The 25,846-nt window shown below is 63.5% G+C and carries 21 protein-coding genes; 15 read left to right on the top strand and 6 right to left on the bottom strand.

Features of this window, described 5'->3' with window-relative positions:
- Positions 1 to 41: 41 nt before the first annotated feature.
- Positions 42 to 668, top strand: a complete 627-nt coding sequence (locus tag EOD43_RS06870; RefSeq protein ID WP_127742342.1) for a TetR/AcrR family transcriptional regulator — start codon at positions 42 to 44, stop codon at positions 666 to 668.
- On the opposite strand, the gene EOD43_RS06865 is transcribed toward EOD43_RS06870, so the two are convergent.
- Positions 638 to 2,614, bottom strand: a complete 1,977-nt coding sequence (locus EOD43_RS06865) for a flavin-containing monooxygenase (protein ID WP_127742340.1) — start codon at positions 2,612 to 2,614, stop codon at positions 638 to 640. The two genes, EOD43_RS06870 and EOD43_RS06865, sit on opposite strands and share 31 nt — an antisense overlap.
- Before the next feature lie 141 nt (positions 2,615 to 2,755).
- A complete protein-coding gene (locus EOD43_RS06860; RefSeq protein WP_127742338.1) occupies positions 2,756 to 5,572 on the bottom strand; it encodes a bifunctional diguanylate cyclase/phosphodiesterase in 2,817 nt (938 codons plus the stop codon).
- Positions 5,573 to 5,826: 254 nt separating this feature from the next.
- Between EOD43_RS06860 and EOD43_RS06855 the strand changes: the two genes are divergently transcribed.
- The 9 genes from EOD43_RS06855 (at position 5,827) to EOD43_RS06815 (ending at position 15,465) form a co-directional block, all read left to right on the top strand.
- Positions 5,827 to 6,693 (top strand): helix-turn-helix transcriptional regulator, encoded by an 867-nt coding sequence (locus EOD43_RS06855; protein WP_127742336.1) that lies wholly within the window; start codon positions 5,827 to 5,829, stop codon positions 6,691 to 6,693.
- A gap of 128 nt (positions 6,694 to 6,821) precedes the next feature.
- Positions 6,822 to 7,826 carry a zinc-dependent alcohol dehydrogenase gene (locus EOD43_RS06850; RefSeq protein WP_127742334.1) on the top strand — a complete coding sequence of 335 codons (1,005 nt, stop codon included), beginning with the start codon at positions 6,822 to 6,824 and terminating at the stop codon, positions 7,824 to 7,826.
- 21 nt (positions 7,827 to 7,847) lie between these two features.
- Entirely contained in the window at positions 7,848 to 8,588 is a 741-nt protein-coding gene (locus EOD43_RS06845; protein WP_127742332.1) for an SDR family NAD(P)-dependent oxidoreductase, read from the top strand.
- A gap of 5 nt (positions 8,589 to 8,593) precedes the next feature.
- The gene (locus tag EOD43_RS06840) at positions 8,594 to 9,133 is read left to right on the top strand and encodes a VOC family protein (protein ID WP_127742330.1); all 540 of its coding nucleotides are present in this window, start codon (positions 8,594 to 8,596) and stop codon (positions 9,131 to 9,133) included.
- Between the two features lie 14 nt (positions 9,134 to 9,147).
- Positions 9,148 to 10,407 carry an MBL fold metallo-hydrolase gene (locus tag EOD43_RS06835; protein ID WP_164857135.1) on the top strand — a complete coding sequence of 420 codons (1,260 nt, stop codon included), beginning with the start codon at positions 9,148 to 9,150 and terminating at the stop codon, positions 10,405 to 10,407.
- A complete protein-coding gene (locus EOD43_RS06830; RefSeq protein ID WP_127742326.1) occupies positions 10,404 to 11,663 on the top strand; it encodes a sulfotransferase family protein in 1,260 nt (419 codons plus the stop codon). The genes EOD43_RS06835 and EOD43_RS06830 overlap by 4 nt, the downstream gene beginning before the upstream one ends.
- Positions 11,664 to 11,761: 98 nt before the next feature.
- Positions 11,762 to 12,883 (top strand): NAD(P)/FAD-dependent oxidoreductase, encoded by a 1,122-nt coding sequence (locus EOD43_RS06825; protein WP_127742324.1) that lies wholly within the window; start codon positions 11,762 to 11,764, stop codon positions 12,881 to 12,883.
- A gap of 29 nt (positions 12,884 to 12,912) precedes the next feature.
- Positions 12,913 to 14,394, top strand: a complete 1,482-nt coding sequence (locus tag EOD43_RS06820; protein WP_164857134.1) for a lipopolysaccharide biosynthesis protein — start codon at positions 12,913 to 12,915, stop codon at positions 14,392 to 14,394.
- An 84-nt stretch (positions 14,395 to 14,478) separates the two neighbouring features.
- Positions 14,479 to 15,465 carry a glycosyltransferase family 2 protein gene (locus EOD43_RS06815; protein ID WP_127742320.1) on the top strand — a complete coding sequence of 329 codons (987 nt, stop codon included), beginning with the start codon at positions 14,479 to 14,481 and terminating at the stop codon, positions 15,463 to 15,465.
- Positions 15,466 to 15,485: 20 nt separating this feature from the next.
- Here the strand turns inward: EOD43_RS06815 and rfbC are convergent, their stop codons facing one another.
- Genes rfbC through EOD43_RS06795 form a run of 4 tightly spaced genes read right to left on the bottom strand, consistent with a single transcriptional unit; the run spans position 15,486 to position 19,218 of the window.
- Positions 15,486 to 16,034, bottom strand: a complete 549-nt coding sequence (gene rfbC / locus EOD43_RS06810; protein ID WP_127742318.1) for a dTDP-4-dehydrorhamnose 3,5-epimerase — start codon at positions 16,032 to 16,034, stop codon at positions 15,486 to 15,488.
- Complete coding sequence (locus EOD43_RS06805; protein ID WP_127742316.1) at positions 16,031 to 17,365, bottom strand: NAD(P)H-dependent oxidoreductase; 1,335 nt, start codon at positions 17,363 to 17,365, stop codon at positions 16,031 to 16,033. The genes rfbC and EOD43_RS06805 overlap by 4 nt, the downstream gene beginning before the upstream one ends.
- Before the next feature lie 12 nt (positions 17,366 to 17,377).
- Positions 17,378 to 18,151, bottom strand: coding sequence for a glucose-1-phosphate cytidylyltransferase (gene rfbF / locus EOD43_RS06800; protein ID WP_127742314.1), 774 nt, complete (start codon positions 18,149 to 18,151; stop codon positions 17,378 to 17,380).
- Entirely contained in the window at positions 18,148 to 19,218 is a 1,071-nt protein-coding gene (locus EOD43_RS06795; protein ID WP_127742312.1) for an NAD-dependent epimerase/dehydratase family protein, read from the bottom strand. The genes rfbF and EOD43_RS06795 overlap by 4 nt, the downstream gene beginning before the upstream one ends.
- 80 nt (positions 19,219 to 19,298) lie before the next feature.
- Here EOD43_RS06795 and EOD43_RS06790 point away from each other — a divergent pair, with 80 nt between their 5' ends.
- The 5 genes from EOD43_RS06790 to EOD43_RS06770 all read left to right on the top strand — a co-directional run bounded on the left by EOD43_RS06790 (position 19,299) and on the right by EOD43_RS06770 (position 25,846).
- A complete protein-coding gene (locus EOD43_RS06790; RefSeq protein WP_127742310.1) occupies positions 19,299 to 19,664 on the top strand; it encodes a hypothetical protein in 366 nt (121 codons plus the stop codon).
- Positions 19,665 to 20,144: 480 nt separating this feature from the next.
- A complete protein-coding gene (locus EOD43_RS06785; protein ID WP_127742308.1) occupies positions 20,145 to 20,744 on the top strand; it encodes an RNA polymerase sigma factor in 600 nt (199 codons plus the stop codon).
- Positions 20,656 to 21,690 (top strand): FecR family protein, encoded by a 1,035-nt coding sequence (locus EOD43_RS06780; RefSeq protein WP_240653232.1) that lies wholly within the window; start codon positions 20,656 to 20,658, stop codon positions 21,688 to 21,690. Before EOD43_RS06785 ends, EOD43_RS06780 begins: the two co-directional genes overlap by 89 nt.
- An 89-nt stretch (positions 21,691 to 21,779) precedes the next feature.
- Positions 21,780 to 24,128 carry a TonB-dependent receptor gene (locus EOD43_RS06775; RefSeq protein WP_164857132.1) on the top strand — a complete coding sequence of 783 codons (2,349 nt, stop codon included), beginning with the start codon at positions 21,780 to 21,782 and terminating at the stop codon, positions 24,126 to 24,128.
- A gap of 59 nt (positions 24,129 to 24,187) precedes the next feature.
- Positions 24,188 to 25,846 (top strand): tannase/feruloyl esterase family alpha/beta hydrolase, encoded by a 1,659-nt coding sequence (locus tag EOD43_RS06770; protein WP_127742302.1) that lies wholly within the window; start codon positions 24,188 to 24,190, stop codon positions 25,844 to 25,846.

Below are 25,846 nucleotides of genomic sequence, written 5' to 3'. Positions count from 1 at the left end.
ATGTTTTGACATTTTTTGTGCCACGCCTTAGCCAGCGCGCCATGAGCGACGATGCCGAGAACTCCCCCCGCAAGCAGGCCGCGCGCCAGCGCATCGTCGAGGCGCTGCTGTCGCTGCTGCACGATGGGGAGGACATCAATCACGATCGGGTCGCCGAACGCGCGGGCGTCGGCCGGCGGACGGTCTATCGCTACTTCCCCGATCGCGAAGCGCTGATGCAGTCGGTGTGGACCGGGGTGACCTCGCTCGCGGGGCCGGATGTCACCTTTCCGACCACCGAGGCCGATTTGCTGGCGACGATGCCGGGTATCTACGAAGGCTTCGACAAGATTGCGGACTATGCCACTTTGATCCGATCGACCCCGCAGGGCCGCGCCGTGCGACTGTCGCAGCGCGAACGCCGGGTCGAAAGCTATACCGCGGCGGCGGCCGACGCGGTGGCCGAACTGCCGCCCGAGGATCAGCGGCTCGCGACCGCGATCCTGCAGGTGCTGCACACGACACCGTGGCTGGAAATGCGCGACCATTGGGGACTTTCGGGCACGCAGACCGCCGAAGCCTGCGGCTGGGCGATGCGCGTGCTGTTACAGGATCTGCGCGCACGCGGCGCCAGCCCGCTGGCCGAGGGACCGGCGGCTCAGCTGACGATCAAATCCTCGCCGAAATAGGGGCGCAATCCCGCGTCCGTCTTTGCCTGCGGCGCGCCCGAAGGCGCGGGATCCTTCAGCCAGTTCCACATGCGGCGGATGTCGATGGGGCCGTTGACCGCCGATCGGCCATGTTCGTTCTGATAATAATTATGCGCGCGCTTATCGATGTAGAGCATGTGCGCTTCCTCACGGTCGAGTTCGTCCGCGAACTTGGCGTAGCCTTCGGCGGTCACCTCCACCGACGCCTTGCCCCGTTCGATCAGGCCGGCGATCGATCGGACCGCGAACTGCACCGCAAGCTCGAGCAGATCGATGACGTGGAAGCCGCCGAAATTGTTCGAGTTCGGGCCGTAGGACATGAACAGATTGGGGAAGCCCGGCAGCATCACGCCCAGATAGGCGCGCGGCCCATCCTTCGCCCACAGATCCTCGATCCGCGCGCCATCGCGGCCGCGCACCTCCATCGGCCACAGGAAATCGTTCGCCTTGAACCCGGTGGCGTAGAGGATGATGTCGACCGGATAATCCGTCCCCCCGGCGCGCACGCCCGCAGGCGTGATCCGTTCGATCGGATCGCTGACCAGCGACACATTGTCCTGCAACAGCGCGCCATAGACATTGTCGTCCGGATCGACACGGATCGGGCGCGACGACAAGGGCGGCGTCGGCGGGATCATCCGGTCGATCAGTTCGGGCCGGCTGGCGAGTTGGCGGTTGATATAGGCGACGCGATTGTCGCGAACGAGCTTGTTCGCGGCGCTGCGCGCATGTTCGTCGACATAGGTCGGATCGGCACGACATCCCGTCATCACCGAATCCGGGTGGCGCAGCGCGTTCAGCCGCAGCCGTTCGAAATTGAGGTAGAAGGGAATGTTCTTTTCGAGCCACAGCAACTGCCACGGCGTCGTCTTCAGATATTCGGCATCGTCGAAGCACCAGTTCGCCGTTCGCTGAAACAGGAAGGTGTGCGCCGCCGTCTTCGCGATCACCGGCAGCGTCTGATAGCCCGACGCGCCCGATCCGATCACCGCAACACGCTTGCCATCGACGCCGAGCCCTTCGGGCCATTGCGCCGAATGGCAGGCTGTGCCCTGAAAGCTCTCCATCCCCTCGATCGTGGGAAGCTGCGGACGCGATAGGAAGCCTACGCAGCTGACGACCGCGTTCACCCGCACGTCCTGCGCGCCATCCGGCCCCTCGGCGCGGATATCCCACAGCTTTGCGTCCTCATCCCAGGTCATCGCCTTGACCTCGGTGTTGAAGCGGATGTGATCGCGCAGGCCGTATTCGTCGGCGATCCACTTGAAATATTTCAGCTGCTCGTCGCGCGCGCAGAAAGCGAGCGGGAAGGGATAGTTGATACCGAACTGGTGCGAATAGCCGCGGCTGGCGGTGTCGACCCGCGCGCCCGGATAGCGGTTTTCATACCAGGTGCCGCCGACCTCCGCATTCTTTTCGAACACGACGAAGGGAATGCCGGCCTGCTTCAGATGCACGGCGGCGGCGAGGCCCGATAGCCCGCTGCCGACCACCGCAACGCGGAAGCCTTCGCGCGCCGCCGGGGCAACATCGCCGGACCAGCGGACCCCGCGCTGCATCGGATCGAACGCCGCCTGCTCGATCCACAGATCGCGCTCCGCCTCGGGCAATTCATAGCCCGCGGTCATGCTCAGGCTTTTGAGCAGCCGGTCGGTCGATCCCAGATCGGCGCCCGACGCCCCGCTGTCGCGCCGCGCGCGCAGAAAGGCGGCCGCCTTCGCGCGCAGCAGGCCGACATCGGCGACGCTTTCGACGTCGCTGATCGTCAGATCCTCGCGGGTGCTGCGCGCCATCGCCATATTGGCCAGCTCGTCATCACCGGTCAGTTGATAGAGGACGCCCCGCAACACCATCGGATCGGCATGCGCCACGGCGTCATCGATAACCGCATCGGACGACGCGGTAAGGTCGAGAATATCGGTCATGGACGGAAGGCTATTGTGCGTCCGCGCGACGGGTCAACAACGCACAACCGTCGTTCCAGTAGCGATTTTAGCGACCCCGTTCTGCACGCCACGCGACGCCGAACCGCACGCCCCCGAAAAGTGGCGCAGTTCCGCGAAAGGTCAGCCGCGCTGGATGGCCGTGCGGATAATCTCCGACGGCTTGCTCTCGCTCGGCCCCTCGAGCGAGGGCCGGCCCAGCAAGTAACCCTGCGCCTCCGAACAGCCTTCGGAGCGCAGCATATCGAGCTGGGCTTCGGTCTCGACTCCCTCGGCGAGCACCGGCATGCCGATCGTCGAGCCGAGCGCGATCACGGCGCGGATGATCGCGCGCGCCTGTTCGCTCTTTTCCGATTCCAGCACGAACGACCGATCGATCTTGATCTTGTCGAATGGGAAGGAATGGAGCGTTTCGAGCGACGAATAGCCCGTGCCGAAATCGTCGATCGCGATCGACACGCCCATCGCCTTGATCTGGCGCAGGATGTGGAGCGCGCTGGTCTTGTCGGCGATCAGCGCGGTTTCGGTGATCTCGAGTTCCAGCCGGCTGGGCGGCAGCCCGGTCTCCAGCAGGATTTCGGCAAGCGTGGTCGCAAGGCTCGGGCGGGTGAGCTGGACCGGCGACAGGTTCACGGCGACGCGATGGGGCTCGGGCCACGAAGCCGCCTCGCGGCATGCACGGCGCAGGACGCATTCGCCCAGTTCGATGATGCAGCCGCTTTCCTCAGCGACCGAGATGAAGTCCTGCGGTGCGATCCAGCCATCGATCGGATGCTGCCAGCGCGCGAGCGCCTCATATCCCGTGACCTCGCCGCTATCGAGCGAGCGCTGCACCTGATAGGCGAGCGACAGGCCGTCGACCGCGATCGCATCACGCAGGTCGTTCGCCATCTGGCGGCGCTTCCGCGCGACCTCGTCCATGCCATATTCGTATCGGCACAGCTGCACGCCGTGGGTCGCCTTGGCGCGGTACATGGCGAGATCGGCGTTGCTCAATATCTGTTCGCGATCGCCGCCATCATCGGGGAAGATCGCAACGCCCAGGCAGGCGCGTGGTTTGATCTCCAGCCCGTCTCCCTCGATCGGGGCATCGAGCGTGTCCGTCAGTTGATCGAGGAAGCCGTTAAGTTCGGCTTCGTCGGTGAAGCTGCAAGCGGCCGCGAATTCGTCGCCGCCGAAGCGCGCGAGGATCTGCCCCTCGCCCAGCATTGCCGACATGCGCTGGCCGAGCGTTTCGAGGATCATGTCGCCGACGCCGTGACCGTATGTGTCGTTGATCTCCTTGAAGCCGTCGAGATCGATCACGACCAGGCCGACCTTGCTGTTTCCCGCCTGCGCACGGCGGACGGCCTCTTCGACTTGGCCGTTGAAATTGGTGCGGTTGGGCAGGCCGGTCAGATCGTCATGCATCGCCATATGCGCGATGCGCGCTTCGGATCGATGGCGCTCGCTCACATCCTCGAACGTCGCGACGAAGCCGCCATCGGGCAGCGCCTGATAGGATACATCGACCACGCCGCCATCGTCGAAACCGATTGTCACCGATCCGCCGCCGCCCGGTTGCGCCAGACAGGCGCGCAGCCAGCCGCGCCCCGCCTCGATCCGCTGCTGATCGACGATGACGCTGCCGCGCGCGAGCAAGGCGGTGCGCATGAAATCGGAGAAGCTGAGCCCTTCGAGCGCCACGTCCGGCCCCAGCCGGTACATCGTGCGGAAGCGCGCGTTGACGAGGGCGACCCGCTCCTCAGGATCGAACAGGGCCAGCCCCTGATGCATGTTGGTGAGCGCGGCATCGAGCTTTTCGGTCAGCGCGATCAGGCGGTCCTGATCCTCCTTCTGACGGCTGATATCGCGGGTGATCTTGGCGAAGCCGATAATGTCGCCCTGTTCGCCGACGACGGCTTCGATCGTCACATTGGCCCAGAAGCGGCTGCCATCCTTGCGATAGCGCCAGCCCTCGGCGGTGAATTTGCCCGTGTCGCGCGCCGCGGCGATCGCGCGCTGTGGGGCGCCGGCCGCCTGATCATCCTGCGAATAGAAGCTGGCGAAGTTGAGCCCGATCGCCTCTTCGGACGTGAAGCCCTTGAGCCGCGCCGCGCCCGCATTCCAGCTGACCACCCGGCCATCGAGGCTGAGCATGTAGAGCGCGCAATCGGTGATGCCCTGCACCAGGATGCGGAACTCGCGGCCGCGCGACTTGATCGCGGCGACGGCGGTCGCGTTGATGATCGAGGCGCCGATGCCGATCAGGAGAACCGCGAGCGCCAGCGCGCCGATCACGAGGCCCAAAGTGACCGGGGAGAGGATATTTTCGCCCGACGCGCCATCGGCGTCCGGAATGACCTGCAGCGCCAACATGCCGGTGAAGTGCAGCGACAGGATCGCGAGCATCAGCAGCCCGCCGGCCGCCAGCCCGCTGCCCGCTCCGCGTGAGCGCAAGGCGAGCGTCAGCGCGGGGATCGCAAAGCCGACCGCGCACAAGGCTGACAAGGCGACGAGGCCGGCATCCCAGCCGAAATGCCCCGGAAACTCGACCCCGCTCATGCCGATATAGTGCATCGCGGTGATGCCGGCACCGACGAGCGCGCCACCGGCGGTCAGGAACGGCCACGAATGCCGGCGCCGATACGGAAGCGTGAAGCCCGCGATCGTCATGATGATGGCGACCATCAGCGACAGCCCGGTCTGCTCATAGGCGTAGCCGACCACGATCGGACCGGTATTGTAGCCGAGCATCGCGACGAAATGCGCCGACCAGATGCCGAAGCCGGTCATCACGCCCGCGGTCAGCCGCCAGCGGCGATCGATCCACAGCGCCTCGCCCCGCTGCTGGCGCAGCAAGGTCACGGCGGCAAGGCTGGTCAGCCCGCAGATCAGGCCCGCCAGCGCAACCAATCGCCAGTCATGCTGGTAACGCACGCAATACCAAAGGTTGAGCAACGCAGAACTTTCCGGACAGACCAATGGCGAACAACGCCGTGGTCCGCTTAACCGCGAATTCCTTGAAATTCAGCAAACGACTGCTGAATGCGGGTTCAGCATTGTGAACAATCGCAAATTTCTGAGTGCGCAAGTGCGCTTAAGGCGCGACTCGAAAGCGATCGGCCGATCTGGACGGCCGATCCCGTGAAGTGCACAATCCCGGTCGAGCCGACAGCCTCGCCGACAGAGCGAGACAGGCAAGGAGAGCCGCCGTGGCAATTGCAGGTCAGCAAAGCACCTATGATATCGACGTCGTGCGCCGGATCGCGCTTCCGGGCATGAGCCTGGACATTTCCGATTTCCGTTTCGACAGCACGACCGAGATGTCGTTCATCGACGATCACCACTCGTTCGGCCTGTGCCTGTCCGAAACGCCGCGCAACAGCCGCAGCCGTTTTGCGGGCGCCGACATGGATTATACGCCGACGGGCCGGATCGCCTTCCAACCGGCAGGCACCACCCTGCTGGCGCGCAATGACGGCGGGCAGCAGACGATCCTGCGTTTCCGCATCAGCCAGAAGCGCTTCGACGCGGTGAGCGAGCGCAAGCTGAACTGGGGCGCGCGCGAACTCGTGCAGAGCATCAACCTTTCCGCGCTTCCGATCCGGCAGTTGCTCGAAGGCCTGTCGACCGAACTCGCGCAGCCGGGTTTCGCCAGCCGATCCTATGTCGACGGCATGGCGACGCTGCTGATCGTCAATCTGCTGCGATCGGTGGGGTTCGATCAGGACAATAGCTATGATCGGGGCGGGCTGACGCCGTTTCAGATGGCGCGGATCGACGCCCGGCTCGACGATGCCGCACGCCCGATGCCGACGGTCTGCGAACTCGCGACTTTGCTCGGCCTGAGCGAACGCCATCTGCGCCGCGCCTTCCGCCAGTCCAGCGGCACCACGCTGCGCGATCGGCTGCAGGAGGTGAGTTGTGCCCGCGCATCCGAATGGCTGACCAAGACCGACATGCCGGTGAAAATGATCGCCGCACGGCTGGGCTTCACCACGCAGGGCAGCTTCACGACGGCCTTCGGCCGCGCGACCGGCGAGACGCCCACCGCCTTCCGACTGCGCTCGCGGCACTGATCGCGGCCTTCGTGGCCGAAACTCCGAAACGCTGAAACCGCCGGCGGTTGATCCGTCGGCCCAGGCGCGGCTTGATCCCATCGAACGACCCGGACGGTCAGGCTCCGGGCGGATAGGGAGACGATGCCGTGAAGGTTCCGTTCGTCCACGGGCCGGGAGACCTGCGCCTCGACGAGATCGAGACACCCGTCGCAGGGCCGAACGATGTCGTCGTCCGCATCGCGAGCGCGGGCATTTGCGGCAGCGACGTCGGCTATGTCGCGATCGGCGGCGTCGCCGGGCCTTCGGACATTCCCGTCCCGCTGGGCCACGAACTGGCGGGCACGATCGCGCAGATCGGCAGCGCGGTCGCGGGTTTCGCCATCGGCCAGCGCGTGATCGTCAATCCCACGATGAACCTGATTGGTAATGGCGGCCCCGAGGGTGGCTTTGCCGAACATCTGCTCGTCCGCGGCGTCGCCGACCATCCGGATGCCTTGTTGCCGATCCCCGATCATGTCTCGTTCGACGAAGCGGCGCTGGCCGAACCGCTCGCCGTCGGCGCGCACGCTGCCAACCGATCGGGCGCGAGGAAGGGCGATCAGGTCGTCGTGTTCGGCGCGGGGCCGATCGGATTGGCGACGATCGTCAATCTGCGGCGCATGGGGATCGACCAGATCGTCTCGGTCGACCTGTCCGCCTTCCGGCGCGAACGCGCACTGGCGCTGGGCGCACACGAAGCGATCGATCCGCGTACGGGCAATCTGGCCGACGCGCTCAAGGGCTTTCACGGCACCGCGCAAAGCTGGTTCGGGGAAATGCCCGCGACCACCCATTATATCGAGGCATCGGGCGCGCCCATCATCGCCGACATATTGGCGATGGCCGCGCCCGGCGCGATCCTGTGCGTCGTCTCGGTCCAGAAGAAGCCGGCCGAAATCGACTTCCAACAATTGCTGGGCCGCGAGCTGACGATCACCACCGCCTGCGCCTATCGCGACGAATTCGCGCAGATGCTCGACCTGATCGGATCGGGCGATTTCGATGTCGGACAGATGATCAGCCATCGCTTCGACGGCGCCGATTTTCTGGAGGCGTTCGCCATCGCCTCCGATCCCGAACGGGCGGCCAAGGTGCTCGTCCAATATCCATAAGGTCGAGAGGAGGATGCCATCATGCAGCATGAGGGCGCGAAGGTTCTGATTACCGGGGGCACCAGCGGCATCGGCGCCGCGATCGCCGCCGCTTATGTCGCCGACGGCGCGACCGTGACGATCACGGGCACGCGCGGCGGCCCGGCCGACTATGACGCCGATCTGTCCGCCTATCGCTACCTCCAACTTGCCAGCATGGAGGATCCGGCTGCTATCGATGCGGTGGCGGACGCGGTCGGCGATGTCGACGTGCTGATCAACAATGCCGGCATGAGCATGATGGCGGTCGGCCTCGACGAATGGGAGCCCGACATCTTCGCCCGCGCGGTGAACATGCACCTCGTCGGCGGCTATCGGCTGTCGCATGCGCTCAAGGACCGGCTGGGCGCGAGCAAGCGGCGCGGCGGCGGGGTGATCACCGGCATCGGATCGATGTCGTCGCTGTTCGGGATCGAGGCGGTGCCCGGCTACGGCGCGGGCAAGACCGGGCTGCTGGGCCTGACCCGCGCGATGGCGGTCGCCTGGGGCCGCCACAACATCCGCGCCAACGTGCTCGCGCTGGGCATGATCGAGACGCGGATGACCAAGCCCGCGCTCGACTATCCCGGTTTTGCGGAGCCGTTCATCGCGCGCACCCCGCTGGGCCGCATCGGCCAAGCCGAGGATTGCGCCGGCCCTGCCCTGTTCCTCAGCAGCGCGGCGGCATCCTTCATCACCGGACAGACCATCGCCGTCGACGGCGGCTTTTCAATTCAGGGGTGATCGACATGGCAAAGGCACAGACTTTGGCGGATTTGGGCGGGATCATGCAGATCGCGTTCGTGCCGCAGGATTTCGACGGCGCGATCCAGCACTGGCTGAACAAGGGCGCCGGCCCCTTCTTCATCCTGCAGGACAATCAGGCCGAATGGACCGCGGCTTATGGTGTCGAAAAGGACATCGTCCTGGATATCGCGCTGGGCAATTGGGGCGAGATGCAGATCGAGATCATCCGCCAGAAGAACTCCGGCAAATCGGTCTACAGCGACTGGTTCGACGCCGGGAAGGACGGCGTCCACCACACCTGCATCGTCGTCGAAGACATGGCCACTGCGCGCGCTCTGGCGGCGGAGAAGGGCTTCGAGGTGGTTCATGAAGGCCGGCATTTCGGCCCCGAATGGATCTACATCGACACCAAGGGCGGCGACGGCACGCTGCTGGAAATCCTGTGCATGCCCGGCGGCAATCCCGGCCTCGCCGCGATGACGCGCGAGGCCGCGCGCGACTGGGACGGCAGCGATCCCATCCGCATCCTCAATCTCGGCTGACAAGGAGACACAGCATGGACGTCGTGAAAGACCTTGTCGCCAAGCGACCCGACATGTGGGCGTTGCAGATCGCCCGCGAGGGTCAGCGTTTCCAGATCAACGATTTCATCCACTGCGTGCCTTCGGTCTCGAACGTCTATCTGATCAAGACGGCCGAGGGCGACATTCAGATCAATGCCGGCATGGGCTTCGAGGCACCGACAATCGCGAAGGAACTCGCCCCCGTCCGATCCGGCCCCCTGCCCTATCTGATCCTGACGCAGGGCCATGTCGATCATGTCGGCGGCGTCGCGCAGCTTCGCCAGCCCGAGACGAAGGTGATCGCGCAGAAGAACAATGCCGATTGCCAGGCGGATGATCAGCGGATCAAGACGGTCCGCAATATCCAGTCGTCGACCTGGTTTCCCATGCAGACCGCGACGCTCCATGCGCCCAACACCGCGCCGATGCAGGACGTGCCGAAGCCCGACATCCTGGTCGACGACCGCCTCGATCTCACGCTGGGCGGGCTGGATCTCGAACTGCTCTCGGTCCCCGGTGGCGAGACGGTCGACAGCCTTGCCATCCACCTGCCGCAGCATCGCATCGTCTTTACCGGCAATATGTTCGGGCCGCTTTTCCCGCACTTCCCGAACCTGTGCACGATCCGGGGCGATCGTTACCGCTTCGCCGAACCCTATCTGTCGTCGCTGCGCCGCGTGCGCGATCTGGAGCCGGAATTGCTGATCACCGGCCATTTCGAGCCGATCGTCGGGCGTGACCTGATCCGCACCTGCCTCGATCGGCTCCACGATGCGGTGTCCTATGTCCACCAGACCACGCTCGACGGGATGAATGCGGGCAAGGACATCTTCACGCTGATGCGTGAGGTGAAGCTGCCCGACCATCTCTATGTTGGCGAAGGTTACGGGAAGATCAGCTTCGTGGTCCGCACCGTGTGGGAACAATATATGGGCTGGTTCAAAGCCCGCGCGACCAGCGAAATGTATGCGGCGCAGCCTGCCGACATCTATGCCGATCTTGCGGCGCTCGCAGGTGTCGATGCGGTCGTGGCGCTGGGGCGGAGCAAGTTCGACGCGGGCGATCCGGAGACCGCGCAACTCCTGGCCGAAGTCGCGCTGGCCAAGGCCCCCGATGATCGCGGCGCGCTTGCCCTCTCGCTCGACGCGCATCGCGCTCTGCTCGTCCGCACCGATCCGCCCAATTTCTGGGAGGCGGGCTGGCTGCGCGCGCATGTCGCGAAACTCGAAAAGGCAGTTGGAGGCGCAGCGTGAGCAACAAGATCGAGATTACCGACCTGCTGAATCCGGTCCTGTCCGATGCGGTGAAGGGCGGCCTAGCCTATGCCGCCGCCAATCCGATCGACCTGTCGATCGAAGCGATCCTCGGCAAGGCGCGCAAGGATACCGGCCTTACCGATTTCGGCCCCGACGATTTCCGCCCCCGGCTCGCGCGACTGGTCGACGAGTGGAATGGCGATACGCGGATGACGGCGCTCAACCGCATGATCCTGTTCGACGTCGCCAGCCGTCACGCCGCCAACCGCCTGCTGATCCAGGATTATGTGAAGAAACATCCGGACGTGCATGACGAGGTGATCGAACGTCCGATCATCGTCGTCGGCCTCCCCCGATCGGGCACGACCCACCTGCTCAACCTCCTCGCCGCCGACAGCCGCCTGCGATCGCTGCCGATGTGGGAGGGGAATGAGCCGCTGCCCAATCCGCTGAAGCCCATCGGCCCGGACGGGATCGACCCGCGCTACACCCGCGCGGTCGCCGAACATGAGGCGGCGATGGCATCCTCCCCGCTCACCGCCGCGATGCACCTCGTCGGCCCGGACGATTTCGATGAAGACCTGTTCCTCATGTGCCCCGACTTCGCGACCTATTTCTGGGAATGGATGTCGCGCGTGCCCAAGTGGCGCGATTTCCACACGTCGACCGACCAGACGTCGCATTACGAATATCAGCGCACCGTGCTGAAGATCCTCCAGCACAAGAAGGGGCCGGTGCGTTGGGTCAACAAATGCCCGCAACATCTGGAACAGCTGCCGGTGCTCAAGAAGGTCTATCCCGACGCGATCGTGGTGATGACCTATCGCGATCCCGTCGACGCGATCCAATCGGCCGCGACGATGATGGCCTATGCCGAACGCGCGCGTTATCCCGATATCGATGCCCGCTGGGTGTTCGATTACTGGGCCGACCGGGTCGAACAATTGCTGCGCGCCAGTGTGCGTGACCGCGACGTCTGGCCCGAGGATCAGCGGGTCGACGTGCCGTTCGAAGCGCTGATGAAGGACGAAATGGCCTTCGTCCACGCCGTACAGCGCAAGGCGGGCCTGCCGCCGTCGGACAAGGCCGATGCCGAAATCCGCCACTTCGTCGAAACCCATCCGCGCGGCAAGCATGGGCAGGTGAGCTACAATATCGAACGCGACTTCGGTGTTTCGCGCGACGAGCTGCGTAAACGCTTCGCCTTCTACTTCGATGCCTTCCCCGCGATCGAAGCGGCCCGGAACGGCTGACGGGCATTCAGCCCGATCGCTTCGTCGGCATCGCGTAGAAATGGCTTGATTTCGCCACTCCATCGCCTCCACCCTTGGGGTCAGGCGATGGAGTGAGCATGGCCGATGTGCGTTCTGTGGTGGTGGGTGCGGGTGTCGTCGGGCTGGCGATCGCGGCGCGTCTCGCCCGGAACGGGCTGGAACCGATCATCCTCGACGCCGAAGCCGACTTCGGCACCGGCACCAGTTCGCGCAACAGCGAGGTCATTCACGCGGGCATCTATTATCCGGCAGGATCGCTCAAGGCGTCGCTCTGCGTGCGGGGCCGCGCGCTGCTCTACGATCATTGCGCGCGCAACGCCGTTCCGCACCGCCGGATCGGCAAGCTGATCTTCGCGCGCGACGCCGCACAGGCCGCCAGCCTCGACACAATCGAGCAGGCTGCGGCTTCGGCCGGGGTCGACGATCTGATCCGTCTCGATCGGCGGGGCGCTTCGTCCTACGAAGCCGAACTGCCCTGCCATGAGGCGCTGTTCTCACCATCGACCGGGATCATTGACGCGCATGCCTATATGCAGAGCCTGCTCGGAGAAGCCGAGGCATTTGGCGGGCGCTTCGTGGGCCGATCGGCGGTCACGCGCCTGTCGCGCCGTGCCGACGGCTGGGGCGTTCACATTGCCGGCGAAGAGGACGGCGACCGCCCTGCGCTGACGGCGGACATCCTCATCAATGCGGCCGGATTGGGCGCGCATCTGCTGGCCGCGCAGACGGAGGGGTTGGAGCCGCCCGACCGCCCGACCATCCATTACGCACGCGGCCATTATTTCAGCTATGGCGGTAAGGTGCCGTTCCGCCATCTGATCTATCCGGTGCCCGTGCCCGGCGGGCTGGGCACGCACCTGACCTTCGATCTGGCGGGCGGCGCGCGCTTCGGCCCCGATGTCGAATGGATCGATGCGATCGCTTATGGGGTCGATACCGTGCGGGGGGCCGATTTCCTGGCGGCGGCGCGCGCGATCTGGCCGGGGATCGAGGCCGATCGGCTGGCGCCAGCCTATTCGGGCATCCGGCCCAAATTGTCCGGCCCCGGCGAACCGGCGGCGGACTTCCGGATCGACGGGCCGGACCGGCACGGGCTCGACGGACTGGTCAACCTGTTCGGAATCGAATCCCCCGGCCTCACCAGTTCGCTCGCCATCGCCGAAATCGTCGCCGACAAACTCGATCTGGCCAAGCGTTGAGCAACGACAAGGCCTTTAGCGAACCGGAGATGAGCGACCTGCGCGGCCGCGCGACGCGCAACGCGCTGTCGACGGGCGGCGCGCAGGCCTATCGCCTGCTGCTCCAGATATTGTCGGTCGTCACCCTGTCACGAATGCTGCCACCCGGCGATTTCGGCCTGATGGCGATGATCGCGCCGATGATCGCCTTCGTCCTGCTGTTCGGCGATCTGGGGCTGACGCAGGCAGTCGCCACCGCAAAATCGATCAGCCCGCGACAGATCAGCGCGATCTTCTGGATCAACATCGCGGTGGCCGCGACGCTGGCCGTCGTCCTCGCAGCACTCGCCCCGCTTGCCGCCGATTTCTACGGCGAGCCGCGGCTGATCGGGCCGATGCGCGTGCTGGCCGGCACGATCCTGCTCACCGCCCTGGGGGGGCAGCATCAGGGGCTGATCGTGCGATCGATGCAGTTCGGGCGGCTCGCGATGATCGATATGAGCGCCGCCACCGCCGGCTTCGTCGCGGCACTCATATGGGCCTCGATCGCGCCGAGCATCTGGGCGCTGGTCGCCCAGTCGGTCACCGCGTCGCTGGTCGGCGTGACCGGCCTGTGGCGCGTTTCGCGCTGGCGACCGGACTGGTCGGCCGACATCAGGGAGGCGTCGCCGCTGCTGCGCTTCGGATCGGGATTGATGGGGTTCGACCTCACCAACTTCCTGTCGCGTAATCTGGACAATGTGATCATCGGGCATAGCAGCGGCGCGGCGCAGCTCGGCTATTATGACCGCGCCTACAAATTGCTGCTGTTCCCGCTGTCGCAGGTCAATTCGCCGGTCGGGCGGGTGCTGGTGCCGATGCTGGCGCGGCTGCGCGACGATCCCGAACGGTATCGCCGCGTCTATCTGCGCACGCTCCAGCAACTGATGCTGTTCACCCTGCCGGGGGTCGTCTTCCTGCTCGCCAACGCGCACAGCGCGATCCCGACGATCCTCGGCCCCCAATGGCAGCCGAGCGTCGCGATCTTCCTGTGGCTCGGCCTCGCCGCGATCCACCAGCCGATTTCGGCGACGACCGGGTGGCTGTTCGTCAGCCAGCAGCGCGGCACCGAATTCGCGTGGTGGGGACTGGTGATCGCGATAACGTCGATCGCCGCCTTCCTGATCGGTGCGCCGTGGGGTGCGGTCGGCGTGGCGGCGGCCTATGCGATCAGCGATCTGTTCATACGCGCGCCGATCGTCTGGTTTTGGGTCGGGCGGCGCGGGCCGGTGCGGACGCGCGATCTGGCACGGCTTGCGGCCCCCAACGTCCTTGCCTGTACGGTTATGGGTTTTTCGCAATTGTTTCTGACAGATAAGCCGATTAGCCCTTGGCCCCTGCTCGATCTCGCCATTCGATTGCCCCTCGCCTTCGCCGTCGCGTGGGGGGTGCTGGCGATCTTTCCGGCCGGGCGAGCCGCGCTGCTCGATCTGAAGCATACTGCACTGAGCCTGACGAACCGTGCCAAAGAGCAGACTAATCGAGCCAGCTGACGACGAATAGTTTCGCCTCCACGGTGGACCGAACGGCCGTAAAGGTTTATTAACGGGATGGTTCAGTAATTGGGGGCCTCCTCGATGATGAATGTGTGCGCAGTTGTTTTGACGTATAATCGCAAGGATCTTCTTGCCGAGTGCCTCGACGCAATTCAGCAACAGAGCGTTGCGTGCGGTTCCATTATTGTTCTCGACAACGGCAGCTCTGACGGCACCGTCGATATGCTGCGATCTTCAGGCGATCGGATCGAGATTCACGCATTGCCATCCAATATCGGCGCGGCGGGCGGCTTCAACGCCGCGATGCGGGCCGGTTATGAAAGCGGCGCGGACTTCATCTGGGTGATGGACGACGACGTCATCGCCGCCCCCGACGCGCTCGAAAAGCTGCTCGATGCCCGCGCGATGCTGGCGGGCAAGGCGATCCACCCGCCCTTCCTGATCTCCACGGCGCGCGCGCCTGGAGGGGAAATCACTAATACGCCCGCGCTCGATACGCGGCTCAACCCACTCGACTATGAAAGCTGGCCCGATCTTCTGGCGCATGGGCTGATGCCGGTGCGGCGCGCGACCTTCGTGTCGATCCTGCTCCCGCGCGAAACGCTGCGCGAACATGGCCTGCCGATCCCGCAATTCTATATCTGGGGCGAGGATACCGAATTCACCACGCGGATCACGCGCGACCGGCCCGGCTATATGGTCGGCGACAGCCGCGTGGTGCATGTGCGCCAGATGTCGGGCTCGCTCGACATCCGCACCGAGACCAATCCGCGCCGGATCGGCTATCACTTCTACGCGATCCGCAACAATATGTGGATGGTGCTGCAGGCCGGCAAACGGCGCGCGATCGTCAAGCTGGTCAAGCGGCGCGCGGTCCTCGCGCTCCAGCTGTGTCGTGAAAAGCAGTTCTACAAGGCGAAGATGGTCGCCAAGGGCGTACTCTCCGCCTTTTTCTTCAAGCCGGTGCCGGACATGGTCGATCGGCCGAACGCGACGGGCGCAAGCAGGGCCGAAACGCTGCCGTCGTCGATATCGAACGACCCCCTCGGATTTTCCAGCGCCGCCTGATCCGGGCGGCGCTGGATCATTCAGAAAACCGGCTCGGCATCGGGATCGATCAACGGCCAGTTGGCGTCCTTGTCCGAAATCACGCTGACCGGCAGCGGCCATTGGATGTCGAGCAGCGGATCGCTGTAGCGCACGCCACCTTCGGCATCGGGCGTGTAAGGCGCCGATACGAGATACGAGACCTCGATATCGTCGACCAATGTCTGGAAGGCGTGGGCGAAACCCGGCGGCACATAGAGTTGCCGATGGTTTTCGGCGCTGAGCTCGAACCCCTCATGCTTCAGATAGGTCGGCGAACCCGAACGCATGTCGACGATCACGTCGAGGATTCGGCCCCGCACGCAACGCACCAGCTTCGCCTCGGTGAAGGGCGCGCGCTGGAAATGCATGCCCCGCACCGTGCCCGCCGTGGCCGAAACCGACATGTTCTGCTGAACATAATCGGTGGCGAGGCCGCGCGCCGCAAACTCGGCCTTGCACATCGTGCGCGCGAAGGAGCCGCGTTCGTCGCCGCGCAACTCGGGTTCGATCACCCACGCATCCTTGAGCGTCGTTTCCCGGAAGATCATGCCAGCGCCTCCAGCGGACGACGGCGCAGGCCGAAATGGGCTTCCTGTTCGGCATAAAGCGCGTCGACGGTTCGGCCGCCGGGGATCACGACATCGGCGAAGCGCAGCGCCTGATCCTTCGCGATCGGCCGGACCAGCCGGCACCCCAGGGCGAGCCCCAGCGGCAGCAACTGCTCATCGGCGATGACGTCGGCATTCTCCGCCACGCCATAGGCTTCGTGCCCACCAAACTCGCCGATCACCTCGCCGGCGGCCAGATCGCGCTTGGCGACCGCCACGACCCCGACGACCGGCGCGCCCGCCGGCGCCAGCACGGCATCGCCGAACAAGGCCGCGCGGGCGATCGAGTTCGGCACCTCGAAATGGCAGAGATGATAGGGGGTGTAGAAGCAGTAGTACGGCCCCTTCCCCAGCTTGTAGAGATCGAGGAAATGCTGCTGGCGCGGATCGTCATGCGTGCCCAGCACGAACACGCCCGGCCCCGGACGCGCGCCGACGACATAATCGACAAGGCCGTCGGGCGCGTCTGCCAGATGTTCGGCAAAGGCATCGAGCGTCTGTTCGAGCGGGACGAGCGGCGCGGTCGGATCGCCGCCCGAAAAATCCGGCCCGATCATGCCCCGCCGCGCGACCTTCATGCCCGTGCCGTTGGCGACGATCGCCTGTTCGTAGGATATCTTGGTGCCGTCGGCGAAGGACGCGACCATCGCCGGCTTCTGCCCCCATTTCTCGGCAAAGGCCCGCTGCGTCGTGGGGTTGCGATAGGGATCGTGCAGCCCCTTGATATTACCGCACAGCACCGGCTTCACGCCCAGGCCCTGCACGAAGCGGTAGAGGTTCATCTGCACGCCCGGCTGATCGCCGTCGGAAAAGCTGTAGATGACGCCCGCCGCATCGGCCTTCACCTTCAGGATCGGGCCGACCGTGCCGTCTAGTTCGGCGTTCATCTGCACGACATGCTTGCCCGCCCCGATCGCGGCGAGCACGACCTGCGCGGCATAATCGACCGATCCGGTCACCTCGACCAGCACGTCGACCCCGTCCGCGCTGGCAAGACCGATCGCATCCTCGGTCGCGACCAGCCGGCCTTCCGCAATCGCAACGGCGATGTCCGCGCCGGACGCGATATCGGGTTCGATCCCGATGTCCGTAAACGCCCGCACGGCCGGCCCGATATTACGGTTGGCGACGCCGACGACGCGCATCCCCTTCACCGAATGGACGATCTGCCGCACGATCGCGGCGCCCTGAAAGCGCGCGCCCACGATGGCCACCCCGATCGGGCGCCCTTCGGCCTCGGCCTTCTCCAATGCCTTGTCGACGATGATCATGGCCGCCCCCGGTCAGGCCCAGACGCGCCAGGGCGGATTTTCGCGCCACTGGCTTTCCAGCAGATGCTTGTCGCGCAGCGAGTCCATGCTCTGCCAGAAACCGTCATGGTGATAGCTGCCCAGCTTCCCCCGCTCGATCAGCCGGTCCATCGGCTCGGCCTCCAGCACGGTGTCGTCATCGTCGATCAGGTCGATCATCTCCGGCTCGCACACGAAGAAGCCGCCGTTGATCAGGCCGCCGTCCGCCGGCCCCTTCTCACGAAAGCCTTCGACGACCCCGTTATCGTCGCCGATCTTGAGCGCGCCATAACGACCCGGCTGGGTCACGGCGGTCAGCGTGCACCACGCGCCCGCGGCCTCGTGCGCGGCGATCACCTTGGGGATGTCGACATTGCTCAGCCCGTCGCCATAGGTCAGGCAAAAACGCTCGTGACCCAGCACGTGCCGCGCGCGCTTCACCCGGCCGCCCGTCATCGAATCCAGCCCGGTGTCGAGCACGGTGACGCGCCAGTCCTCGCCTTCCCAGCCGTGCCATTCGGTGTCGCCGCTGCCCAGGTCGATCGAGAAATCGCAATTGTGGCCGCGATAATTGAGGAAGTAATTGCGGATGAAATCGACCTTGTAGCCGCCCAGGATCACGAAATCCTTGAACCCATAATGGGCATAGATCTTCATGATGTGCCACATGATCGGCCGGCCGCCGATCTCGACCATCGGCTTGGGCCGGACGGAGGTTTCCTCGCTCAAGCGAGTGCCGAACCCGCCTGCCAGCAACGCGACCTTCACGCCGCGGCCCTCCGCTGCTGATCGGGTCTCTGCCAGCACAGATCCTCGCTCAGCCGGCCTGCCGCGATATGATCCTGCAGCACACGCAGCCGGATCATCGGCGAAGAACGGAAATCGGCATCGGCAAAGCCCATCGCGCCAAGCCCGTCGACCAGTTCGGCGATCGACTGCCGCAGCGTTACCTGCGGCTGATGCGAAGGTGCCAAGGCGGCATAGAGGCTGAAATCGACCTGATAGGAGCGGCTGTCCGCCGGGGCATCGAGGTTGATCGAGACGGTGGTGCCCGGCACGGCGTCAGCCACCGCCTGGGCCAGATCGCGCACCTGATAATTGCCGTCGTTGCTGCCGGCATTGACCACCAGATAGCGGCCGCCATTCGCCGCTTCGCGCGTCGCCGCCCACAGCAGCGCGCGGGCCATATCCTGCGTGTCGATCAGCGGGCGCCACGGCGTGCCATCGGACAACACCGTAATCTCGCCTGCGGACAATGCGCAGGCGACGAAATCGTTGAGGACGAGATCGAGCCGCAACCGGCTGGACATGCCGCACGCGGTCGCGAAGCGCAGGCAGGTGATCGTCATCCCGGTGTCGATCTCCGCCAGCCCACGCTCGGTTCCGATCTTCGATCGGGCATAAGCGGTGATGGGATTAAGCGGATCGCCCTCGCTGCGCGGGCCGCCATCGGCCACGCCATAGACGCTGCAGCTCGACGCGAAGACGAAATTGCGGACGCCCGCATCGGCGGCGGCGCGGGCCAGCGCGATCGACGCATTTTCGTTGATGGCGCGGGTCACATGCTCGAAGCGATTGCCCATCGGATCGTTCGAAACCGCCGCGAGATGAATGACCGCATCGACTCCTTCGAGCAGCGATCGGTCGATCGCGCGGACATCGCCATAACTTTGCCGGTCGATCAGCCGCTCGGGCAGCGACGCGACGCCCGTCAGGCAGTGGGCGAAATAGGCGTCGTCATAGCCGTGGATCACCGCGTCCGGTATGGCCGCGCGCAGGCAACGCACCACCGCCGGGCCGACATAGCCCAGATTCCCGGTGACCAATATTCGCATCGCAAATCTCCCCAAAGCTACTCACGGCGCCTTCCAGCACAGGTTCGCAGCCTCGGGTGCGGGGGCATGCGATCCAGGCCGTGAACGGCCTGTTCCAAGTCGCTTTCCTGCCCCCGCGGGAAAAACGCTTGAGATTGTCTGTGTTGAAAGACGGCGCGCCTGAACGACGGCTATCCGGCAGGTTGCGGCTTCCCCCCACGCTTCCGCCCGACGGCGAGAAACCCGGTACAAACTCGCTGGAGTTGAACGGCATACGCTTCACTCCCCAACCTGCCGCGGCGCAACAGATAGAAAGCCATGCGAATCGTCAACCGAGGCGGTTTTCGGAAAAACGCCTTTGGATAGGACAAAAACGGCTGATTTCAGCCATCATTCGGCGGAAAAATCGTAACGTTGTCGGCACGTTAGAACGGCGCGATCCATCGACAAGCCCAATCATTACGTAATCACAACATATATTATGCTGCGCCGCAACTCATCGCGAAGTCCGCACGGTTAGACTTGAGGCCTATTAACGAAATTCATGATTTATAGGGACTTGCAAAACTCGGCCGGATTTTTTCCGAACGGCCGAAGATTGCGACCATAATCGCACGAATATTATCGCTTTATGATCGATACTATATCGCTTCTTTCGATCGACCAGGGGGTCGACGATCGTGCACGCCCGTCGTTGATAAGGCAGGCTCTGCTCACCGGCGAGTAATTTGGCTGGGGCGCCAGGAGCCTCAACCAGGCCTTTACGCCCCAGCAAAATCAATGCCTTACGGATTTCAACAGCGCCGTTTGACACCGATTATGTACCACGAGACTGTACCAATTGGTCAATGGCGATCAACCACGCACGTCGGCGGATCCTTCAGCCAGACCCACCTTCGAGGCAATTTCGTCTTGGGAATGTCACGAAGAGTCGTGATAACTGTGCAATGGCCCTCGCAACGCCCGAACGAGCTCTCTGGCTCACCAGGCATGTGCTCGTGCATGAGCCGGAGCTCCGCTCTTGGCTCACCCGTCGGAGCGTCCCAGGGCTAGAGGTCGACGACGTTATCCAGGAGACTTATGCCATCCTCGCGGGGCTGTCTTCGGTCGAGCATATCCACAATCCACGGATCTATCTCTTCGAAGTCGCAAAATCCGTAATCCTGCAATCCTTCCGGAAATCCCGGCTGGTCTCGTTCAGCGCATTGGCGGAGTTTGACGCACTGCTCATTCCCGACGACGTGCCCTCTCCCGAAGCGATAGCGTCTGGGCGCCAAGAGCTCGGTCGATTGGCGGAGATGATCGAGAAATTGCCGCCAAAATGCCGCGAGGCCTTTGTCCTCCGCAAGGTCCGGGGATTGAGCCAGCGAGAGGCCGCCGTCGCCATGAACGTGTCTGAAAACACGATCGAAAAGCATATAGGTAAAGCACTTAATATGCTAGGGTCGATAATTGGGCGTGGCGGAAACCGCGATGCCGCTGCATCTAATAGCCATGAGCCAATCCAAGCCGACGGAACCGACAGAGCCGCGCGCGACCGCCGCTGATATTGATCAGGAGGCGGCGGATTGGGTGGCGCGTCAGGATCGCGGCCCCTTGTCCGACGAGGATCAGGCGGAACTTGAGCGCTGGGCAGCGAGCGATGCACGCCGCGCTGGCGCCTATGCTCGCGCGTTGGCCGTCAATCTCCATTTAGACCGAGTAGTGGCGCTCGGGGACGACTTCGCCGCTGCGCCGCCCACGGTCGAGACGCCTTCACGGCGCAAGGTCTTGGCGGCCGCTGCAAGCGCGGTTTTTGCAGTCACCACGGGCCTCGGCATTTTCGCTGCAAACCGCCGCTCTGCTTCGTCGATAGGTAGGTCCATCGCAACTCCCAAGGGCGCAGTGCGACAGCTGGCACTCCAGGAAGGGTCACACATAACGCTCAACACGCTGACCCAGATCACGCCTGCAATGAGCGAAAGCTTGAGGCGGGTAGACCTGTTGACCGGCGAAGCGCTGTTTGACGTCGCCAAGGATCCAACACGACCATTCATCGTCTATGCCGGCGATATGAGCGTACGCGCAGTCGGCACGAGCTTTTCGGTCCGGCGCATCGGCGAGGATGAGATTCGGGTTCTCGTTACCGAAGGCGTCGTCGAGGTCGCTCGCAATGACGAGATTCTGGGCCGTGTTCATGCCGGCATCGCCTTCTCGGTCAACGCAACCTCGACGCCCGTGATCACCAATCTGGCGCCTTCGCAGGTGCACGGCGCATTGGCCTGGCGCCAAGGGCGGCTCGACCTCGAAGGCATGACACTCGCTGATGCGGTCGCGGAATTCAGCCGCTACTCCGATCTTAAGATCGAGGTGAGCGATCCTTCGATCGCCAATCTGCACATCACCGGTGTGTACGCTACAAATGACCCCGCAGGCTTTGCGGAAAATGCAGCCTTGAGCCTTGGGCTGAGCAGCGTACGCAAAGGCAACGTCGTGACGATCTCGCGAAACTGAAAATCTTTTGTCAGCGAATGGCGGGAAGCCGTCTGCTCCGCATCCTAAGGCCATCGAGGCATTGGCCTTGGTTCGATGCGGGGGATTTCATGATTTCGAGAACTATGTTGGCGTGCGGATCAGCCGTCGTCGCGGTTGCGACTGCCTCACCGGCAATGGCGCAGCGCGTACAGTTTGATATTCCAGCCCAAGATATTTCAGCCGCGATCTCCACGTTCGGACGCCAGTCAGGCCTTCAGGTCATTGCGCCAGTAGATCACAAAACCTCGAAGCGGAGCCATGCGGTCAAGGGCATGTTGGACGCCCGGACGGCGCTGAACATCTTGATCGAGGGCACGGGCCTCGAGATCGCCTCCGACAAAGGCGACGTGATTATCCTGCGCCGGGATGCTCAAGTCCAAGGTGCAGCAGATGAGCAATCCACCGGTTCCGATATCGTGGTTACTGCTCAAAAGCGGCCCGAGGTTGCGCAAAAAGTACCGATCACACTGACCGCCTTCAGCTCCAAGGATCTTGCGAACCGGAATATCGAGGATGTCAGTGATCTGGCCTCGTTCACGCCTGGCCTGGTGACGTCCAAATTCAGCTACGGTCAGCCAATCTTCGCCATCCGTGGCGCCGACAACACGTTCAGCGCGGCTGGAGCTGCCAAGCCGATCGGCGTGTTCATCGACGATGTTTATCTGCCGCGCTTCTCGGCTTCCAACATCTCGCTTGCTGACGTTCAGTCGGTGTCCGTTTTGAAAGGCCCGCAGGGCACTTTGTTTGGCCGAAATGTCACCGCCGGTGCGATCTTGATCCAGACCCGCGAGCCGTCACTCGCTGACATCCAAGCCAATGCGCGGGCCGGAATTGGCAATTACGGCCTCTATGAATTTTCGGGCTATATGAGCGCGCCCTTATCGGACCAGGCCGCCGGATCTGTCTCGATCGATCGGCAAAAGCGCAACGGCTTTGGCAAGGACATCCTCAACGGCAAGAAAGAGGATGATGCGGATTCGTGGTCGGGCCGCGCGCAGCTCGTGTTCAAGCCGAGCGACATGTTCAAGCTTCGCCTGTCGGGCGACTATGAGCATGCTGAAAATGGCGGCCGCGCACTGTCGGCGCTCACCGGGAGCGACACCAACCGCCGGACCTCCGAACTGGGAGTTCAGCAGACCTATCGCGCCAACATCGCCGGCACTTCAGCACGGATCGAGCTTGGGGACGGTCCGGTTAAGGTGACCTCGGTCACCGCATATCGCTACTCTAAGAGCTTCGAGATTTTCTCGCGCACAGGCCTGTCATTCCGAAGCCTGGCGAGCCAATTTCAGGAAATTGGCGAAGAGCAGGAACGGGACTCCGCTTTCAGCCAAGAGGCTCGTGTCAGCTATGACAGCCAGGCGGTGAACCTCGTCACAGGCCTGTTCTACTTCGATCAGCATTCCAGGCGCGGGTTGCGAAAATATCGTCTCGCCGCTCGGACCGGCGCCACCTCGTTGGACAATTTCTACGATCAGGACGTCAAAACGACCAGCATCGCGCCTTTTGCAGACGCGACCTGGCACGTCACAGATCAGCTCGATCTGACTGGAGGCGTGCGATACACCTACGAACGCAAGGAAGCTCAGGAGCGCCTGACCAACCGTACCGCGCCGGCCAGCAGCTTCCTTGGCAATGACGATCATAGTTGGCGCCAGGTCACCTACCGTACGGTTGCCACCTATCGCCCGACTGACGACATCACCTTGTACGGTAGCCATGCGACCGGGTTTACCGCTGGTGGCTACAACACCGAGGCCGACGTCATCGCAGCCTTTCGCAACACGTTTAAGCCCGAAACGTCTAGCTCCTATGAAATCGGTCTGAAGTCCCGTTTTGCTGACGGCCGCGGCCGTCTCAACATTGCGGGCTTCACGACGAGGTATAAAGACAAGCAGGAGTTCGTCTTCAATAACCTCACGTTCGTTGGCAACATCACCAACGCCACGCGGGCAAAGGCAAAGGGTATTGAGGCCGAGTTGGGCTTCAGCCCGATCCAGCCGCTGACGATCAACGCCACGCTGGCTTATATGGACGCAAAATACGGGACCTATGTGATCCCAGGCGGCGCGGTCCAGACCGGCAACAAGCTCGGGAAATCGCCTCCGTGGTCCTATTCGATCGCGGCAGACCTCGATCAGCCGATCTCGGCCACGCTGAGGATGCTGGCGAGCATCTCGTTCGCACACAAAGACCGCTACTTTCCCAGCGCGAGCAATACGCTGCCGATCCCCAACACCAACCTTCTCGATGGGCAAGTGGGCTTAGCGAGCACGGATGAGCATTGGCGGCTGATGGTCTGGGGACGAAACCTGACCAATCGCAAATATCCGCTGATCCTCTCCAATTTCGTCGTGAACGCGGAATGGCTGGCTCCGCCTCGGACCTATGGGCTGCGGGTTAGCTATAAATATTGAAGGGGTGCGAAGGCTGGGCAGTTTGCTGCTCAGTCTTCGCCTTCACGAAGGCGCTTCATGTGCTGACCAATTCACAAAATATGACCGCTCTTTTGTCGCTATTGGTGAGCCTGGCCGCGCTCGAGCCGGCGGCTGCCAGTCCGCGGCGGACCTCCGATAATGCGTGCACCAAACTAAGCAAACTCGATCTCCCCAACGTCGAAATCCTCTCAACGACGTTCATTGACGCCAAAGACTATCCAAGCTCCGCTCCAACCATATCCGGCGCTAAAACGGTCACGCTCGCCCCACATTGCGAGGTGAAGGCCATCGCACGGCCGACACGCGATTCCGAGATTGGCATAGAGATCTGGCTGCCCGCGACCGGGTGGAACGGCCGATATCAGCAGATTGGCAATGGCGGTTGGGCTGGCGCGATCCATAGGCGCCCTCTAGCCGATGCACTCAAGCGTGGTTTCGCCGCAGCGTCGACCGACAACGGGCATCAAGGTGGGGTAGACGATCACGGTCAGGGACAAAGATCTGCTGAGTTTGCGATCGGTCATCCAGAAAAGCTGATCGACTTCGGCTCACGCGCGCTCAGCGAAACCAGACGGGTTGCGACCGCAGCCATCACATCATTTTACGGACGCCCTGCCCAACATTCCTATTTTGTGGGCTGCTCCGACGGTGGCCGCGAAGCCCTGATGGCAGCTCAACGCTTTCCGGAATATTTTGACGGCATCCTCGCTGGCAATCCCGGCAATGCCTGGTCGCGATGGGCTGCCGGCTTGATATGGACCCAGCAAGCTCAGCGTGCCGGCTCCCCTGGGGCAATACCAATCACCAAACGCGCGCTCATTCAAAACGCGGTAATGTCGGCTTGTGATCAGATAGATGGCGTGACGGACGGACTGATTGCGGATCCGCGCTTCTGCCGCTTTGATCCAGCGGTTCTGACATGCAGCGGCACTGCCACCGACAACTGCCTCACAGACCCCCAGGTCGCCACTTTGCGGCAGATCTACGATGGTCCCCGCAATCCGCGGACCGGCGAGCAGATATATCCTGGCTATCCGCCAGGGATCGAGAATGCTCCAGGCAGCAATCTTATCACGCCCTGGCAGCCAGGGATGAGCTCGTTCGGAGACACCTATTTCGGCCAAGCGCTGTTCGAACGCCGCGATTGGGATTTCCGGTCTCTCGACTTCGACAAGGATATCGCCCTTTCCGATCGCAAGGGTGCCCCTGTTGTCGATGCTACCAATCCTGACTTGCGGTCATTTCGAGCCCGCGGGGGCAAGCTCATCCATTATCATGGTTGGTCGGACGCTCTCATGCCCGCCGGGGCATCGATCGCTTATTACGAAGCGGTAATGGCATTCATGGCCCGCTTTCCCGACCAGCAAAGCGTAGCCAATGATCCCATCACCTCTTTCTATCGGCTCTTTCTGATCCCTGGCATGGGTCATTGCTACGGCGGGGATGGCCCCACTGCGATCACCGTCGATGCGGACACGACCGATCCAAAACGCGACCTCATTACGGCGCTCGAACAATGGGTCGAGAAGGGTGTCGCACCGCAAATGTTTGTGGGCTCGGGCCCGGTTCCGAACGCCCCATCCCGGCGCTTATCCAGACCGATCTGCCCTTATCCGCAGATCACTCGCTATGACGGCAGCGGCAACACCGACATCGCCTCCAGCTTCGCTTGCGCGAAGGGGACGGGCGACCGGTGA

This window comes from Sphingomonas crocodyli (assembly GCF_004005865.1).
Lineage (GTDB): Bacteria > Pseudomonadota > Alphaproteobacteria > Sphingomonadales > Sphingomonadaceae > Rhizorhabdus > Rhizorhabdus crocodyli.
The sequence above is the reverse complement of the archived record's forward strand: the minus strand, read 5'-3'. Positions and strand labels throughout refer to the sequence as shown.

Coding starts and splice junctions, on each gene's coding strand:
- EOD43_RS06870 (WP_127742342.1), top strand. CDS start 42: ATGAGCGACGATGCCGAGAACTCCCCCCGCAAGCAGGCCGCGCGCCAG.
- EOD43_RS06865 (WP_127742340.1), bottom strand. CDS start 2,614: ATGACCGATATTCTCGACCTTACCGCGTCGTCCGATGCGGTTATCGAT.
- EOD43_RS06845 (WP_127742332.1), top strand. CDS start 7,848: ATGCAGCATGAGGGCGCGAAGGTTCTGATTACCGGGGGCACCAGCGGC.
- EOD43_RS06840 (WP_127742330.1), top strand. CDS start 8,594: ATGGCAAAGGCACAGACTTTGGCGGATTTGGGCGGGATCATGCAGATC.
- EOD43_RS06835 (WP_164857135.1), top strand. CDS start 9,148: ATGGACGTCGTGAAAGACCTTGTCGCCAAGCGACCCGACATGTGGGCG.
- EOD43_RS06825 (WP_127742324.1), top strand. CDS start 11,762: ATGGCCGATGTGCGTTCTGTGGTGGTGGGTGCGGGTGTCGTCGGGCTG.
- EOD43_RS06820 (WP_164857134.1), top strand. CDS start 12,913: ATGAGCGACCTGCGCGGCCGCGCGACGCGCAACGCGCTGTCGACGGGC.
- EOD43_RS06815 (WP_127742320.1), top strand. CDS start 14,479: ATGATGAATGTGTGCGCAGTTGTTTTGACGTATAATCGCAAGGATCTT.
- rfbC (WP_127742318.1), bottom strand. CDS start 16,034: ATGATCTTCCGGGAAACGACGCTCAAGGATGCGTGGGTGATCGAACCC.
- EOD43_RS06805 (WP_127742316.1), bottom strand. CDS start 17,365: ATGATCATCGTCGACAAGGCATTGGAGAAGGCCGAGGCCGAAGGGCGC.
- EOD43_RS06795 (WP_127742312.1), bottom strand. CDS start 19,218: ATGCGAATATTGGTCACCGGGAATCTGGGCTATGTCGGCCCGGCGGTG.
- EOD43_RS06785 (WP_127742308.1), top strand. CDS start 20,145: ATGGCCCTCGCAACGCCCGAACGAGCTCTCTGGCTCACCAGGCATGTG.
- EOD43_RS06775 (WP_164857132.1), top strand. CDS start 21,780: ATGATTTCGAGAACTATGTTGGCGTGCGGATCAGCCGTCGTCGCGGTT.